Raw genomic sequence first — 16875 nt, 5'->3', positions numbered from 1 at the left:
TGTGGGCGAGTACTGAGATAGAACCATCATGGGGACCATGACGATGAGGGTTCAGCTCAGCGACACCGCTTCGCTGGCTTACGAGGCGGTCGGGGCCGGCATCCCGCTCCTCGCTCTTCACGGCGCGTACTCGGCGCGGGGCGAGGTACGCGACTTCCTCGAGCCGATGATCGATGCACGGCCGGTTCGCCGGGTGTACGTCGACCTACCCGGCCACGGCGACTCCCGCCCCTCATCCGGGGTTCGGCAACCAGATGATGTGCTGGAGCTCATCGACCGCCTCCTTGACAGGGAAGCACCGACCGGCGGATTTCTCGTACTCGGGCATTCGTTCGGCGGGCACTTCGCGCGCGCCATCGCGGCGCGGCATCCCGACCGGATCGCCGGGATCGCGCTGATCTGCCCGGCCGTTGCCGGGGAACAGCGCATCCCTGCGCCGGCAGTGGTGCGAGACGATCAGGTGTCCACCGCACTCGATCCGGATCAGCGAGCCGAGTACGAGGGGTACTTCGTCGTTCGGACGGCAGACACCCTCGAGCGATTTCGTCGCGCGGTGCTGCCCGTCGTCGGGGAAGTCGACGATGAGACGCTCGAGAGCGCGATCACCGCGGGACCGCATGCCGCGGATCCCGACACGGTGCCCGTGGACACTCCGGTGCTCGTGGTCTCAGGCCGACACGATCATTGGGTCGGCTGGGAACGGCAGCAGCGCCTCGGAGATCAGTACCCCCGTGCCACTGTCGTCACCGCGGGCGACGCCGGACATGCGCTTCCTCACGAGCGCCCCGGTCTCATGGCAGCGCTCCTCTCCGACTGGCTCGACGAGATCGGCATCCCCGCAGCACCCGGAGCCCCGCAGTAGCCGATGGTGCAGGACGTCGGATCCCTCAGCGGGCATCCGCGCCGGAGAGGTGGGGCTTCGTCCAGGTCAGTGCATAGCGCCACAAGGCGAACTGCTGCCACCGAACGCCCGGAAGGACACGGGCTGCGCATTCGCGGACCTCGGAGTACGTGTGCGGAGGCGGCCACACTGTGGGCGCGGAATGTTGCCAGAAGTTCCGCGTGCGCGACAGCCACTGGTGTTGTGCGACCCCCGCCAGACCGAGCAGGCGGTCGCGGGGCGTTGTCGGCCGTGCGAGGCCGATGATCACCACGACGCCGCCAGGTGAGGTGAGGTCGGCCAACCGTTGCAGCGCGTCAGGCAGACTCGGCAGGTGATGGATGGTGGCAACCGCCGCCACGATGTCGAACGTCCGGCCGAAGTCGTAGGTCATGAAGTCGCCGTGGATCCAGTGGATGCCGCGATGGTTCGCCGCCGCTCTCGCCAGGACATCGGCATCCACGTCGACGGCGGTGACGTCGGACAGAGAGCTCCGCAGGTCGCCGGCCAGCTCACCGTCGCCCGTGCCGACATCGAGAGCGGATGCTGCTCCCGGCCGGATGGCGTTCATCACGAGCGGGTGGAAGTGGATGTTGTGGTTCCAGCGTGAGCCCGGCGGCTGTCCCATCGGTCCATCTTGTCAACGGATCCCCACCGCAGTGTTCGTCGAAGGGTACGTACGACCGCTTGCGGGCCCTGGTGTCGATCCGTCGCACGATCGAGGCCTGACGGGCCACATCATGAGCTTAGTGTCGTACGTATGTTCTACTCTTGAAGCATGTCACACGACCTCGACCTCGATGATCGGATGCTCCCCGACGAGCTCGATCTGGTCATCGAGGCGGCCGACATGATGACGGTGCTCGCCGCCCAGCGACTGGTCCGGATCGACGCGATGCGGCGTGAGGCGCTTCGCGAGGCGACCCGCAACGGCCGGGTTCTGACCGAGGTCGTGGAGCGCGGCGTGCGGCTGGAGCTCGCGGCCGCGCTGCGGATCACCGAGCACGCCGCCGGCGATCTGCTGGGCTTCTCGGAAGCCCTGGTGCACTCCTACCCCGCGGTGCTCGTCTCGATGGAGCGGGCACGGATCACGGAACGGCACGCGCAGATCCTGATCGCCGCCGTGAACGACCTCGAGCCGGAGTTCCGCCCGCAGGTGCTCGAGCCGGGGATCGCCCTCGCGGAGGCGGAGGCCGTCGGCACTTTCCGCCGCAAGCTGCGCGCCCTCATCGACGCAGTGCGGTCGGCCACCCTCACCGAACGCTACGAGCGCGCCCTCAACCGGCGACGGATCGCGATCGAGCCAGACGACGACGCCATGGGATGGGTGCACGTGTATGCACCCATGGTCGCCATCCAGGCCGCATTCGGTCGGACCACCGCCATGGCGAAGGGCATCGCGGCCCGCGAGGGAGAGACCCGCACCCTCGACCAGGCGCGCGCCGATGTGGTCCTCGACCTTCTCATCGACGGCGTGCTCGATACGCACCCCGACCACGTACGGGGCGTGCAGGCGACGGTGTTCGTCACCACCCCGGTGCTCGCGCTCCTGCACGAGTCAGACGCCTCCCGCGCGGCCGCCGGGATCGACCCGCCGGTCGTCGAGGGCATCGGACCCATCCCGCTGCCGGTGGCGCGGGAACTCGCGGGCGGCGCGTCGGGATGGACGCGCGTGCTCACCCACCCCGAGACGGGCATGGTGCTCTCGGTCGGCCGCGATCAGTACCGCCCGCCACCGGCGCTTCAGAAGCTGGTGAAATGGCGCGCCGATCGATGCATGGGACCAGGCTGCGGGATGCCGGCCTCCCGGTGCGATATCGACCACAACATCGACTGGGCGCTGGGGGGACACACCGAGCTCACGAATCTCGGGCCGCTGTGCGAGGGGCATCACACCGTCCGACATCACACCGACTGGAGCATCCGACAGGTCGCCGGGTCCGGCGGCGCGATCCTCTGGACCTCGCCCTCCGGCCGTCGCTACCTGGTCGAGCCGGAACGCGCGGTTCCGGTGTTCCGTTCGACGGGGAGCCGCGACGCGCCCTTCTGATCGCACGAGACGTCCCGTTCACCGCAGGATGCGCTGTTCAGACCGCACGACACGTGCGGCGCCGGGACCTTCGCACGGCTTCCGCGCAATTCCGGCGACGCAGGCCCCGGTATCCGATGCCCGCCGATCACATGGACGGTTCGTGTTCGCTAGCCTGCTGTGGATGAGCTTCGATGTGGAAACGTGCGGTGCGAACGCCGCGGCCTGGGCGCTCGGGCACACCGGTTCGACCGCGTACGCGACGCGGTGCCTGGCGTTCGTCGAGGATGCGATCGAGCGCTCGAACGACCTCGAGGTCTTCGGCGGCGACAATGCGGCCGAATCGGCGCAGCTGTATGGCGCGTCGCTGAACACCGGTGCGCCCCCTGCCTACGCCCTGGCGTTCTACGAGGGCGTCGGCGAGCTCTTCGGCGATCGCCGCGACTGGGGCCACGTCGGCCTGACCCTCGGCAACCACCGAGTCGTCCACGCCTGGGATCGGGTGCGCGTCGACGAGTACCGGGAGCTCGAGGCACTGCCACCTGCGCCGGGCTGGGAGCCCCTGCGCTGGGTCGGCTGGGTGCCACTCGTCCGCGTGCTGGAGGGCGCTCAGTCGCGCGTGTGGGACGAGGATCCCGCCACCGCCGCCCTCCGGATGCAGGCGGATCGCTTCGGCGGCTGATCATCGTCTGCGCGTGAACGGGTCGCAGCACGCCGCGCCACCACCCGCGCCACGCCGTGTGCACCGCGGCGCCGCACCGCGGACGCGGATCGCTATGGTGTGGCCATGACGCGTTCTCGGGCATGGGCGACGGTGTGGACGGTGCTGCGACTGGCCATGGCGGCTGTCACCGTCACGGCCATCACCGCACAGCTGTCGAAGTCGGTCGGCACCGCGACCGATCTCGGCCGCGACGTCACCACGACGATCGCCAACTTCTTCAGCTTCTTCACGATCCTCTCCAACGCTCTGGCGGCGGTCGTGCTGATCTGGGCGGCGGTCTGGTACTTCGCGCGCGGACGCAGGACGATCGCGGAACCACCTGCGCTGGCCGTCGCGCTCGCCTGCGTGAGCACCTACATGATCATCACCGGCATCGTCTACAACACCTTGCTGCGCAGCATCACGCTGCCGCAGGGCAGCGAACCCATCCCGTGGTCGAACGAGGTGCTGCACTTGATCGGCCCACTGTTCCTCCTGGCCGACGTCTTCGTCGGCCCGCTGCGCCGCGCGCTGCCGTGGCGGAGCCTGTGGGCGGTGGTCGCCTTCCCGATCCTCTGGGTCGCCTACACGCTGATCCGGGGACCTCTCATCACCAACCCGGTGTCGAGCGATCCGTTCTGGTATCCGTACCCATTCCTGAACCCGAACAACCCGGGCGGGTGGCCCTCGGTGCTCGTCTACGTCATCGGCATCGCGGTCGCGATCGTCGCGGTGGGCGCCTTCGTCGTGTGGTGGGGCCGTCGGTCCGGCATGACGGACACGGATGCCTCGGCCGAGGCGCCGGCGGCGGCATCCGTGCGCTCCTCCGCCCTGTCGGACTGAGCAAAATCGCCGCGAAAGGCCGTTTATCGGTTCTGTCCCCCTAACGGCGGACACGTTGTAGGTTCTGCACAACGCGCCCGGGTTGGCGCGCGCTTTCCACCGCCTGCCGACACACATGTTTCCGCCGCGAGGGTATCCGCAGGAGTACATCTGTGCTCGGGGAAGACGACACGCAACCGCGTGGTGTCGAAAAGGGGGAGACATGCATTGGTCATGGTTTCGAATCGTCGCGGCGATCACCGGGTTCTCCGGGGTCGTCGCCGGATTCATCGTCAACGTGGATCGCGCGGCGCGTCAGGGGCACGGTCTCGACGAGGTGCTCGCGAACTACTTCAGCCTGTTCACGATCATCTCGACGCTGCTCGCTGTCGTCACGCTGCTCGTCGCCGCATCATGGGGGATGCGGCACGCGGGCACCGGGCGTGAGCCGCTCGGCATCGCGCTCGCCCTGGCGGCGGTCACGGGACCGGTGCTGCTGCTCGGCCTCGTGTACAACGCGCTGCTGCGGGGTCTGCCGGCACCTGTCGCCCTCGGCGACTCGGTCGGCATAGCGATGCTCGACAGCTACGCCGCGGAGGTGCTGCACGTCGTGCTGCCGATCTACTTCCTGCTCGACCTGCTGCTGGCACCGCACCGGCGCGGACTGCCGTGGTGGTCGCTGGCCGTGCTGGTGGGCTACCCGCTCGGCTGGACCGCGTACACGATGGTCCGCGGCGAGCGCGTCGGCAATCCCGACGGGACCACGGCGTGGTGGTATCCCTACCCGTTCCTCGACCCGCACGGCACGGGCGGATACCCGTCGGCGCTGCTCTACATCGGCGCGATCCTGGCCGGCTTCCTGGCGATCGGCACCGCGATCATCGTGATCGGCCGCTACCGGGAGCGCCGAGCGATGCGCCACGGCGCACCGGCCGCCCGCGGAGCACTGCCCGTCTGAACAGCGAGCATGCGCAGCCGGTCTGAATGACAGGCACATCGCGCGCAGATGTGAAGGGCGGGGCCGGAGCATCCGGCCCCGCCCTTCACGCGGTTCAGCTCAGCCGGCGCCGACGCATCGCGGCGACCACCAGCACGACGCCGCCCGCGAGCACGGCGAACCCGACCGACAGGGCGATCACGAGGGCGCGTCCCTCGAGGCCCGTCGGCGGCAGCGGGGCGATGAACGTGTTCGTGACCGCGATCGTCACGCTCCCCGACGCGAGGGTGACCGTGCCGGACGCACCCGGCTGCTCCTCGCCGTCGACCGTCATCGTCGTCTGATCCGCGTCGCCGGTGTCGGTCTCGGTGACGGTGCATTCGCTGCCGGCCGGCAGGTTCTCGACCTCGGCGGACAGCCCCTGCGGGCCGCCGATCTCATAGGAGGCGTCGTGCACCACGAGACCGGGCGCCGGATGCGACGGATCGACGAGCACGCAGACCACGTCCACCGGGAAGGTGCGCGTGATCGTCGACGCCGCGGTGCCGTCGACGATCTTCGAGATGCTCAGATCGGTGGCGCCGAACGCGTTGGTGATCGCCACCGCCGTCTGGTCTTCGGCATCCGTGTTCGGAAGCGGCGCGAGCTCCGTCGTGGTCGCCGTCGCCGGGTCACCCGCCTCGCCGCCCTCGGTCACCACGATGGTGGTGGACTCGGCGCCCGCCGTGTCGGCCTCGGTGACCGTGCATTCGGCGTCCTCGGGCAGCTCCGTCCACGTCACCGTCTCGCCATCGGCGATCTGCTGCGTCATGGGCTCCGCCGCGGTCACCTGCTGCTGGTCCCAGAGGCAGGCGAGGGTCACCTCGAACGGGCCATACGCGATCGGCTCGCCGTCGATGCCCGTCGCCTCCGATTCGACCGACTTCGAGACGGAGACCTGCGCGAGATTGAACGTGTTGCGCACCTCGAGGCTCGGCTGCGGCTGGTCCTCGACGCTCAGGTTCGTGGGGTCGGTCTCGACGGTGAAGACATAGCCCTCGCCGTCTCCGGCCACGACGTTGCCCTCGGCGTCGAGGATCTCGGTCTCGTTCGCGCCCCCGGCATCGACCTCGACGAGCCGGCACTCGGCACCGGTCGGCAGGTTCTCCCACAGCGCCGTCGGCGCGTCCGCGCTGACGATGCGGATGCCGCCATCAGGGATGTCGACGATCTCGCCGTCGCGCAGGCACGCCAGGCGCAGCTCGTACGCGGCGGTGCCGAACTTCTCGGCTCCGTCGCCCACGAGGGTCTTGGTGACCTCGAGCGATCCGGTGAGGTACCAGTTCGTCGCCGTGGCGGTGAACAGGCCGCCGCCCTCCGGGACGACGCCGCTGCCGACCGAGGTGTTCTCGCCGTCGTTGGGCTCGATCACCACGGCGTCGGCCCCGTTGAGGTCGTTCTCCTCGACGGTGCACTCCGCACCGGCGATCACCTCGTGGACGGCCGTGCTGAACCCGTTCTCGGCGTTGAGCTCGACCTGCTCATCGAGCACCGTCTCACCGGCGTAGGAGCAGATCACAGTGAAGGTGAACGTCTGGTCCCGTCCGAACTGGTCGGCTCCGGCACCCTCGAACTCCTTCACGAGCACGACGGCAGTCGCGTCGAAGAGGTTCGTGTACGTGACGGTGTTCACCTCGGCGGTGCTGTCGGGCTGCAGTTCGGGGATCACGACGGTGCGCGTCTCCTGGTCGATGACCGGGGCGAGCTCGCCATCGACGCCGGGCACGTCGGCGGCGGTGACGGTGCCGTCGGCGCCGCGGTCGTCGGTCTCGGTCACCGTGCACTCCGAGCGTGCCGGGATCTCGGTGATCGTTTCGGTCTCTCCGGCATCCAGGGTGAAGGTCTCGTCGACCACGGTCTGTCCCTGGAAGGTGCAGACGACGTGGAACTCGAAGCCGGTCGGCACCTCCGGCGCGAGGGACACGACCTGCTTGCCGACCGCGAGCGACGCCCATTCATAGGTGTTCTCGATGTCGAAGGCGAACGTCTGGTCGGCCTCGGTGACGGTGATCGACTCCGGATCCGGCGTCGTGGCGGTCTGGCCGAAGTCGTCCTCGACGACCGTGCAGACGGACCCCACCGGAACGTCGGGGATCACGACCGGGTCCTCACCGGGCACGATCGTCACGACCCCGTCGCCCGCCAGGGGCACGTCGGCGCCCTGCCACGTGCACGACACCGTGGCCGTGAACTCCTCGGGAACCGGGAAGCCCTCCGGGGCGTCCACCGTCTTGGCGACCGATACCGAGCCGTTCTCGAACACGTTGGTCACCGTGACGACGACCGGGGTCTCGCCGTCCCCGACGACCACGGGCGTCGGGTCGATGGTGCGATCGGTCGCGAATCCGTCATCGGTCTCGGTCACCGTGCACTGCGCACCGGTCGGCAGGCCTTCGTAGACCGCCGTGCCGGCACCCGTGATCGTGCGCGTCGCGCCGCCGGGGATCGCCACGTCCACCGTTTCGCCGTTGACGACGCGGGTGCATGCGAGGCTCACCTCGTACTCGTAGGTCGTGGCGGGGTCGAGGGCGTTCGCCGGAGCACCCTCGAGCTGCTTCTGCACCTCGAGCGAGCCGATCGTGAACGTGTTGGTGATGTCGGCCTCGACCGGAGCCGCCGGGTCGTCTCCGACGATCACGGTGACGCTCTCGGTCGACGAGTTCGCGCCGCCGTCCTCCGACTCGGTGACGGTGCACTCGGCGCCGGTGGGCAGGTTCTCCACCAGCCATGTGGTGTTCGTCGCGTTGAGCGTCGCCGAGTCCTCGAATACCGGGTTCGGCGTCACGCCGTCGAGCGTGCACGTCATGTCCACCGTGAAGTCGGCGGTGCCCCACCCGCCCGGATCGACGATGACCTTGGTGACCTCGACGGATCCGGTCGTGTACGCGTTCTCGAACGCGACGGCGGTGAGCGCGGTGCTCGTCTCGTCGGCGTAGGGAAGGACGGTGAAGGATGCCGCATCCACCGCGGCCGGCTCACCGCCGTTCTCGGCGATCGTGATGGTGGTGTCGGCGGCACCGGCGGCATCCGTCTCCGTCACCGTGCACTCCGCGCCCGCGGGGATGCCGGAGAACGTCTTCGACTGACCGTCGACGAGGGTGAACTCGAGGTCGGCCTCGGGAATCGTCTCCTGGTCGAGATAGATGCAGCTCGCCTCGAACGCGTAGGTGCGCTCGTACACGATGGGCTCGCCGCCCTGGTTCACCGCACCGCCGTTGTCGACGCTCTTCTCGACGGTGAAACCGCCGGCGGAGAACACGTTCGTGACCTCGATGGACGACTGCTCAGGATCTCCGCTGTAGGGATTCCAGACCGAGGGCTCCTCGCTCCAGTCCCGGTCGGCGGTCACCCCGTCCTCGGGGTCGACCGTCACCGTGACACCGGGGATCAGCGGATCCTCCGCCACGGTGCACGTCGAGAACAGCGGAAGGTTCACCGGTCCGGTGATGCTGTTGTAGGCGAGCACCGTCCCGTCGGCATCCACCGAGGGCCGGCTGGCGTCCGAGCCGTCGGCGTGCAGCAGGGTCACCGGCAGGCCGCCCGACGTGCAGGTCACCAGCAGCGGGTAGCCGGCGGGCAACTCGATGTCGGTGGCGAACTCGGGCGCCTCGACGACCTTCGACAGCAGCAGCTGACCCGTCGCAGCCGCGACGCCGACCTTCTGGGGCTCGACGACGAGCGAAGGTCGCTCGGGCTGGGTCACCGTCGGGTTCGAGCGGGATGCCGTCGCGAACGAGTTGTACGCGACGGGCAGACCCGACGGCACCGCCGACTGGGCCGGCAGCAGGTACGGCGTCTGCGTGTCGTAGATCAGACGCAGCGTCTCGCCGGGCCGCAGGCCCGGGGCGGGAGACAGCTGTTCCGGGTTCTGGTACTCGAGCACCAGGAGCATGCTGCGGGTGGCGTTGAGTGTGCTGACCGGGGTGATAGGGGTCACCGGGACCCACCCGAAGTCGCAGCCCGGCAGCGGCGCCGCGTCCTCGGTGTACACCTTGATCGCGTTGGTGTTGCACTCCTGACTCAGCTCGACCGGTGAGATGAGCACACTGCCCATGGCGTTCGCACTGTCGGCTAGCTCACCGAAGTTCGCGAAGACGTCGCCGTTCAGGGTCACCGGGAACTGCGATTCGCGCGCACCGGGAACGATGACACCCTCGTCGCCGACGGCGGGCAGCACATCGAGCGCGGCGACGACGCGCGCGCTCGTGTTGCCGGTGTTCGTGAAGTCCAGCCGCCACGTCTCCAGTCCGCCGGGTCGGGTCACCGGAGCGCACGGGAAGGAGTAGAACCCGTCGTTCGTGACGCCCGGCACGCTCGGGTCGCACGCGGCCGCGTCGCCCTCGACGTTCAGCACACCGAGATCGTCGTCGCCGGGCACCGCTGGGTCACCGGCGTCGTCCCCCTTGACGTACTTCTTCGCGGCGATCGTCGCGATCGCGATCGGCGAGATCGAGGTGTCGGCCGAGCACTCGGCGACTCCCGGCGGAGTGTTCTCGATCGGCTTGGGCGTGAGGTCCCTGCCGTCGACGACCGTCGTACCTTCACACGTCTCGAACAGCCGGTCCGACGACACGGTGACCTCGTTGCTCACCGTCGTGTCGGGCGTGACGTCGTCGCGGAACTGCAGCGGCGCCTGGACGGTGAGGGTCCAGCCGGCACTGAACACGAAGTCGGCGGGAGCCTCGATCGTCAGCAACCCTGTCGTCTCGTCGAGGGATGCCGTGAATCCGGGGTCACCGGCGGGTGCGCCGGTGCCGCTCAGCGCGAAGGTGTAGGCGGTCGGGTCGGGCTCGACGAGCAGTGAGCCCTCGGCATCCGTGTCCACCTGGTCGACGATCGTGAAACCGGTCATGTTCCACTGGCCGGTGTTGGTGACGGTGATGACGTACGGGATGGTGCCGTTCTGGCTGATGAGCGCCGACGAGCCGCGCGTCTTGGTGACTCTCACGGCGTTGGGGCGGTGCAGCACGACCGTCGAATCCGCGGCCTCGCCAGACTGCTCGAAGGTCTGGGCGCCGAACTGCGCCTCGCTGAACGACTGCACGTCGTCGCTGATGACCCCGAGACCGGTCTCGCCGGGGTTCGGCTGCAGGTCGGGCCGCGTCGTCGACACGAGCACGGTCGGGTCGCTGCGCAGGAATTCGCGGCGCTCGGTGGTCACCGAGAACGTCAGCTGCGGGTTGTAGGGCCGCTCCCACTGCAGGACGGTGCCTGCCTCATCGACTTCCTGGGCACGGAACCGCACCCCTACGACGGTGCTCTCGTCGGTCACCCCGTCGGGGAGGTCGAAGGTCACGATGTCGCCCGGCGCGGCATCCACCCAGTCGCCGTCGAACCAACAGGGCGAGTCGTCCTCGAGCGGAGCGCCGTTGCAGGTCGCGGTCAGCACGCCGCCGACCTCGGTGTACTCGATGTCGCCGGCGCCATCGTCATCGAGGAGCACGTCCATGGCGACCTGGTTCACCGGTGCGGGCACGGTGATCTGCGCGCCCAGGTAGTCCATCGTGTTCCAGAACGTCGGCGTCGTGTCGGTCAGGCTGAAGAACGTGGCGCGAGCGGTGCCGTTCGGGCGTCCCCCGAGCTGCGTGACGTAGCTGTTGGACTGGTCCTCGTAGATCGACTCGGGAGCGATCGACTTCGTCGTGGTGATCGCATAGGACGCGGCCACGATCGCGAACTCGTCGCCGGCGTCCGCCGACCCGGTGCCGCACTGGTTGTCGGCGCAGCCATCGAGCACAGGACTCTGGAGCTGGGTCTCGGCCTCGTTGAGGATGGTCTCGCCGGAGGGCGTCACCGTGACCGGAGTGCTCGGGTCGGAGCGCAGCACGTCGCGCAGCTGCCACGTCAGGTCGACGACGCCGTTCGCCGCGGAGGGGATGACAGCGCTGGCGTCGGCCGAGCGGAACGTCACCGTGATCCCCGTCACGTCGAGCAGATCATCCCGTTCGAGGGCGAGCGCGTCGGCGTAGGTGTACGGCGTCTCGATGCCGCTTCGATCGAGGGTGACGATCGTCTCGGTCTCCGAGATCCCCGAAGGTCGCTGGATCGCATCGATGTCGTACAGGTTGAGCGTGTCGAACGCCGTCGGAGCGGGTTGGTCGGCGGACGGATCCGAGATGACCATGCCGGTCACGCGCGCGGAGGACGTGTTCGTCGCCACGAGCTTGCCGCTGATCAGCGGGTAGTCGACGGGATCCACACCGAGCGAGGGGTCGGGCAGGCCCAGCACCTCCTGATCGAACTCCTTCGTGAGCGTCGCGTTGATGGGTTCGTCGACGATGAGGATCGTGTCGGCGTCGACATCGGTGCTGTCGACCCCGGTCGCCTCATTCACGCCGTGGGCGCTCGCAGTGTTGTTCACGAGACCCGGGGAGTCGGTGTTGTACGTGTAGTCGTGGAAGTTTCCCAGGACCCATACCTCGGAGTTGCTGCGCAGCGTGTCACGCACGCGGAAGTCGAGGTCGAACGGGCGGCGATCGTACGACGCGCCCACGCCGGCACCCGCGGTCCGCTCGGTGAGCACGACGCGCACGGCGAGCGCGGCTGCACTCTCCGCTTCGCTGAGCTCGTAACCGCCGAACTCGCCCACGCAGCCGTTCGCACAGGCGGCGTCGGTGATGTCGGTCCATCCTGCGTCGTCGAGCCACAGCGACACCTCGGTGACCTCGGCGTCGACGATCAGCGGGTCGGTGGCCGTCGTGATGGGGTCGATCGCCACAAGATCGAACGCGTCGTACACCGACGCCACCGTGTCCTCGGGGTCTTCGAGCTCCGAGATGTCGGTCAGCGTCATCTCGCTGATGTTCAGCCCGTCCGTCGACCACCACAGGCGTGCGGTGCGGGTGTCGCCCGACAACGCCGCCACGCCTGAATCGGGGACCCACTCCTTGTCGAGGAAGTCAGGGCCGGGGCCGCCATCGATGGGAAGCAGGTTGATGTCGTCGCTGTCGGTGTCGGTGTGCTCGCCGCCGGCGTCCGGGTTGTCCACCAGCGACTGCGCGTCGTTCGTGTACGTCACCTCTTCGTCGTGGGGCTCCGTCACCTGCACGTCGATGTGGGCGGCGACCGTGAATCCGGGCGGCAGCAGCTCGGGGCATCCGGCGGCGTCCATCGGCAGGTATTCGAACTGGATGCCGCCGATGTCGTCCTGCAGGTCGGCGGGGATCTGGTACGACCACAGCTCCTCCGGCCCGGGGACCTCGGTGGCGCCCGGGAAGTCCGTCCACGGTCCATCGGGGATCGGCCAATAGCGCAACGTGAGCGTCGTGCACTCGGGGATCTCGGTGTTGCTGATCGACGTCGCGGTGAAGTTGTCCCAGAAGTCGGTTCCCGCGGCCGGGTCGACGGGATCCGAGATCACGAGCTTCTCGGAGCCGACGGTCGACTCCGGAGTGACGTTGCCGGTGAGCGTGACATCGGCGTTGGTGCCCGGCACGCCCCAGATGGTCTCGGGCGTGATGGACTTCGTCACCGTCGTGTCGAGGGTCTGCGGCTCGATGGTGAAGGGCGCCTCGGCGTCGTCGACGCCGGTCTGGCCGTTGGTGTTCTCGACAGCGGTGTCGACGACGTTCGTGGACGACAGCGTGGCGTCTGTCGGCAGCGCGGTGACGTTCATCGGGATCGTCGCGTAAGCGCCCGAGACGATGTCGTCGCCGTCGGCCGAGTACACCACCGTGAAGCTGTCGACGGTGCATCCCGCGGTCGGCGCGGGGAGCGTGCCGACGGCCGTCGTGGAGGCGGTGCTCTCCGTGCAGTCGCTGTAGGTGTAGGTGATCTCTGCGGTGGTGGCGGCGACGGGCCACTCGACCCCGTCGCCGAAGCCGTCGAAGCTCAGTCCCTGGTCGGTGAACGTCGACGTCCCGGCGGACGGCTCGGTGATCGTGAGCGTCTGCACGGTCTGCTCGCCGACGGTCGCCGTGATGCTCGCGGTGGTGCTCTGGCCGCTCACCAGCGTGTTGTCGGCGAACGACTTCTCGATGCTCACGTCGGGTTCGCGCTGCGCGATCGTCACGCTGGCCTCGGCGGTGACCGGGTCGCTGGTCTCGCCGCCGATCGCCACGGTCGACTGCGCGTCATTGGTCACCGTGACATCGGTCTCGTCGGGGATGTCCGTCACGGAGTCGTTCGTGGCGCTGTGCACGATGACCTCGCCCGTCGCGCCGGGCGCGAAGGTTCCGGTGAAGGTGACGCGGACGCCGCCCGCGTCAGACAGCGGGTCCGGCTCGGTCGTCGTCCAGGCGCCCGCGACGAAGTACTCGGTGGTCGTGGACGTGGTGCCCGGCGGCGCCGTGATGTCGACGCCGGCGAAGTCGAGGTAGCCGCCGAAGTCGGCCGGCGGCGTCACCGGGTCCTGCATGACGATCGTGTCGACGTTCTGGTTCGACCCGTTGCCCGGCGTGACGGTCCAGTCCACCGGCTGCCCGGCGACGGCCGGAATCGTGCTCGTGGGCTCGACCGACTTGGCGATGCTCGGCAGCAGCGTCGTCTCGATGTCGAGCACGATGTCGGCGGTGGCCGAAGCAGAGGGGGCGTTGTCGCCCGTGGCGGTCGCCGTGTTGGTGACGGTCTGACCGTCCCACGTGCCGTCGGTGCCGGGGTCGACGATGGCGTTCACCGTGATCGTCATGCTGTAGCCGGCCGGCCAGAGCACGGGATTCGCCGCGAGATCCAGACCCGGAGCGACGGTGAAGCTGTTGGCGGCCGCGTCGACCTCGAGGTCGTACGTGCCCGCCGGCTGGCCGGCGGGCGGGTTGATCTGCACCGTGACCGGATTCGGGATTCCCGGGTTGAAGAGGAGGGGCTCGGGGAGCGCGTCGCTCACCAGCGTGTTGTCGCAGCCGGGCTCGTTGGTCGACGAGCAGTTGACGGTGATCTGGTACGTCACCGAGTCGCCGGGCCCGAAGGGTCCCGCTTCGACGGCGGTCTTCTGTATCGCGAACGCGGCGACCGCGAACGCCGGGGACGCGACCCCGACGAAGACGGACGCGGCCGCCAGTGTCAGTGCTGTGACCCCTGCCAGAAGACTCCGACGCCGCTTCATACCAACCCCCTGAGTGCCCGTGCCTTCGTCAGCCTAGGGCCAGATCAGGAGCAGATTCCAGACCCGGCGTGTGACCATTGTGAAAATTGTCCGGTCTGCGGAGGGCCCTCACCGGGACGGATGCCGCGGGCTCCGGGCATCCGTCATCCGCACCGTTGACGCCTGCCCGCGGCGCCCCGCCCGCCCAAACTAGACTTAGGGACCATGTCGAAGGTCCTTCAGTCCCTGCCCGTCGGCGAGCGCGTCGGCATCGCCTTCTCAGGGGGCCTAGACACCTCCGTCGCGGTCGCGTGGATGCGTGACAAGGGCGCCATCCCGTGCACGTACACCGGCGACCTGGGTCAGCCCGACGAAGACGACATCGACGCGATCCCGAACCGGGCTCTCGAGTACGGCGCCGAAGTCGCGCGTCTCGTCGACTGCAAGCCGGCGCTCGTCGAGGAGGGCTACGGCGCCCTCGCCTGCGGCGCGTTCCACATCCGCTCGGGCGGGCGCACCTACTTCAACACGACGCCGATCGGCCGCGCCGTCACCGGCACGCTCCTCGTGCGCGCCATGAAGGAGGACGGCGTCGACATCTGGGGCGACGGCTCCACCTACAAGGGCAACGACATCGAGCGGTTCTACCGCTACGGCCTGCTGGCCAACCCCGCCCTGCGCATCTACAAGCCGTGGCTCGACGCCGACTTCGTGACGGAGCTCGGCGGACGCCAGGAGATGAGCGAGTGGCTCGTCGCGCACGGGTTCCCCTACCGCGACTCCGCCGAGAAGGCGTACTCGACCGACGCCAACATCTGGGGCGCGACGCACGAGGCCAAGACCCTCGAGCACCTGGACGTGTCGCTCGAGATCGTCGAGCCCATCATGGGCGTGCGGTTCTGGGACCCGTCGGTCGAGATCGAGACGGAAGACGTCACGGTCACCTTCGAAGCCGGGCGGCCGGTCGCGCTCAACGGCGTCGAGTACCCCGACCCGGTCGCGCTCGTGTTCGAGGCGAACCGCATCGGCGGCCGCCACGGCCTCGGCATGAGCGACCAGATCGAGAACCGCATCATCGAGGCCAAGTCGCGCGGCATCTACGAGGCGCCGGGCATGGCGCTGCTGTTCACCGCGTACGAGCGCCTGGTCAACGGCATCCTGAACGAGGACACCCTCGCGACCTACCACGAGCAGGGCCGCCGCCTCGGCCGCCTGATGTACGAGGGCCGCTGGCTGGAGCCGCAGTCGCTCATGCTGCGCGAGTCCATCCAGAAGTGGGTGGGATCGACGATCACCGGCACCGTGACGCTGCGTCTGCGCCGCGGCGAGGACTACACGATCCTCGACACCAGCGCCCCGCGCCTGTCGTACCACCCCGACAAGCTGTCGATGGAGCGCGTCGGCGACGCCGCGTTCGGCCCCACCGACCGCATCGGCCAGCTCACCATGCGCAACCTCGACATCGCCGACTCGCGCGTGCGCCTCGAGCACTACGCCGCGGCCGGCATCATCGGCGGCACGACCGGCGAGCTCGTCGGCCACCTCACGCAGGGCGAGGCGGGCGAGATCACCGAGCACGCCGAGGGCTTCAGCGCCGAGCAGGAAGAGCTCGCAGAGGCGACGGATGCCGCGAACGAGGCATCCGCGTTCGACTCGGGCACGGACTGACCGGCGCACCCGCGTCCCGGTTCACGCGTCGAAAGCCGCGATACCTGGGCTTTCGCCGTGCCTCTGCCCGGCAAATTGCACACCATCGTGCAACATATCTAGCCTGGAGGCATGGACTCTTCGATCGATGCCGTGCGCCGGCCGCGACGCGACGCCCTGGAGAACCGCGCCGGCATCCTGGCAGCCGCGCTCGTGGCCCTCGCCCACGACCCGCGGGCATCGGTCGACGCGATCGCCCGGCAGGCGGGACTGTCGCGCCGAGCGCTGTACGGCCACTTCGACGACCGCGACGCACTGGTGCGCGAGCTCGTGACGCTGGGCGCGCAGAGGTTCAACGCCATCGCCGAGACGGTCGACGACGCAGACGCACGCGTGGCACTGGCACGGCTGGCGGCCGCGCTGTGGACCGAGGCGTCGCACGTCCAGGTGCTCGCGGCGATCGCGCTCGATGAGGCCCACCTCGAAGAGACCGCGACCGCGCTGGCCCCGCTGCGGCGCACGGTCGTGCGCATCGTCCGCGACGGCCAGGAGGCCGAGGTGCTGCGCACCGACGTCGCCGCCCCGACGCTCGCGCGGCTCCTCGAAGAGACCGCGCGCACCGTGATCACCCGGATGGATGCCTCGTCGCCGGCCGCCCGCGACCTCGCGGTGCGGGCGGTGCTCAGCGTCGCCGGCCTCTCGTGGCGCGAGGCCGCGGCGCTGCTCGAGGAGCACCCCGACGTGCTGGTCCCCGCCTCCGCGGCAACCCTCGTGCCATTGGGGGCGTGAAGGTCGAACT

General features: G+C 69.0%; 9 protein-coding genes. 7 read left to right on the top strand and 2 right to left on the bottom strand.

Features of this window, described 5'->3' with window-relative positions; genetic code table 11:
• Window positions 1–37 precede the first annotated feature (37 nt).
• Entirely contained in the window at window positions 38–862 is an 825-nt protein-coding gene (locus tag ABG085_RS00275; RefSeq protein WP_347977459.1) for an alpha/beta hydrolase, read from the top strand.
• Window positions 863–887: 25 nt separating this feature from the next.
• On the opposite strand, the gene ABG085_RS00270 is transcribed toward ABG085_RS00275, so the two are convergent.
• Window positions 888–1508 carry a class I SAM-dependent methyltransferase gene (locus ABG085_RS00270; RefSeq protein ID WP_347977458.1) on the bottom strand — a complete coding sequence of 207 codons (621 nt, stop codon included), beginning with the start codon at window positions 1506–1508 and terminating at the stop codon, window positions 888–890.
• 150 nt (window positions 1509–1658) lie between these two features.
• On the opposite strand from ABG085_RS00270, the gene ABG085_RS00265 reads away from it, so the two are divergent.
• The 4 genes from ABG085_RS00265 to ABG085_RS00250 all read left to right on the top strand — a co-directional run bounded on the left by ABG085_RS00265 (window position 1659) and on the right by ABG085_RS00250 (window position 5392).
• A complete protein-coding gene (locus ABG085_RS00265; protein WP_347977457.1) occupies window positions 1659–2930 on the top strand; it encodes a DUF222 domain-containing protein in 1272 nt (423 codons plus the stop codon).
• Between the two features lie 163 nt (window positions 2931–3093).
• The gene (locus ABG085_RS00260; RefSeq protein WP_347977456.1) at window positions 3094–3591 is read left to right on the top strand and encodes a hypothetical protein; all 498 of its coding nucleotides are present in this window, start codon (window positions 3094–3096) and stop codon (window positions 3589–3591) included.
• A gap of 105 nt (window positions 3592–3696) precedes the next feature.
• Entirely contained in the window at window positions 3697–4455 is a 759-nt protein-coding gene (locus ABG085_RS00255) for a Pr6Pr family membrane protein (RefSeq protein WP_347977455.1), read from the top strand.
• 202 nt (window positions 4456–4657) lie between these two features.
• Entirely contained in the window at window positions 4658–5392 is a 735-nt protein-coding gene (locus ABG085_RS00250; RefSeq protein ID WP_347977454.1) for a Pr6Pr family membrane protein, read from the top strand.
• A gap of 94 nt (window positions 5393–5486) precedes the next feature.
• Here ABG085_RS00250 and ABG085_RS00245 read toward each other — a convergent pair whose 3' ends face one another.
• Window positions 5487–14450, bottom strand: a complete 8964-nt coding sequence (locus ABG085_RS00245; protein WP_347977453.1) for a DUF5979 domain-containing protein — start codon at window positions 14448–14450, stop codon at window positions 5487–5489.
• Between the two features lie 204 nt (window positions 14451–14654).
• On the opposite strand from ABG085_RS00245, the gene argG reads away from it, so the two are divergent.
• Both argG and ABG085_RS00235 read left to right on the top strand, forming a co-directional pair.
• Window positions 14655–16097 (top strand): argininosuccinate synthase, encoded by a 1443-nt coding sequence (gene argG, locus ABG085_RS00240; RefSeq protein ID WP_347977452.1) that lies wholly within the window; start codon window positions 14655–14657, stop codon window positions 16095–16097.
• A 111-nt stretch (window positions 16098–16208) separates the two neighbouring features.
• On the top strand, window positions 16209–16865 hold the full coding sequence (locus ABG085_RS00235; RefSeq protein ID WP_347977451.1) for a helix-turn-helix domain-containing protein: 657 nt from the start codon (window positions 16209–16211) through the stop codon (window positions 16863–16865).
• Window positions 16866–16875 lie beyond the last annotated feature (10 nt).

This window comes from Microbacterium sp. ProA8 (genome assembly GCF_039905635.1).
GTDB classification, from domain to species: Bacteria; Actinomycetota; Actinomycetes; order Actinomycetales; family Microbacteriaceae; genus Microbacterium; species Microbacterium chionoecetis.
Note: the sequence above shows the minus strand (reverse complement) of the source record. Positions and strands in the feature narration are given on the sequence as shown.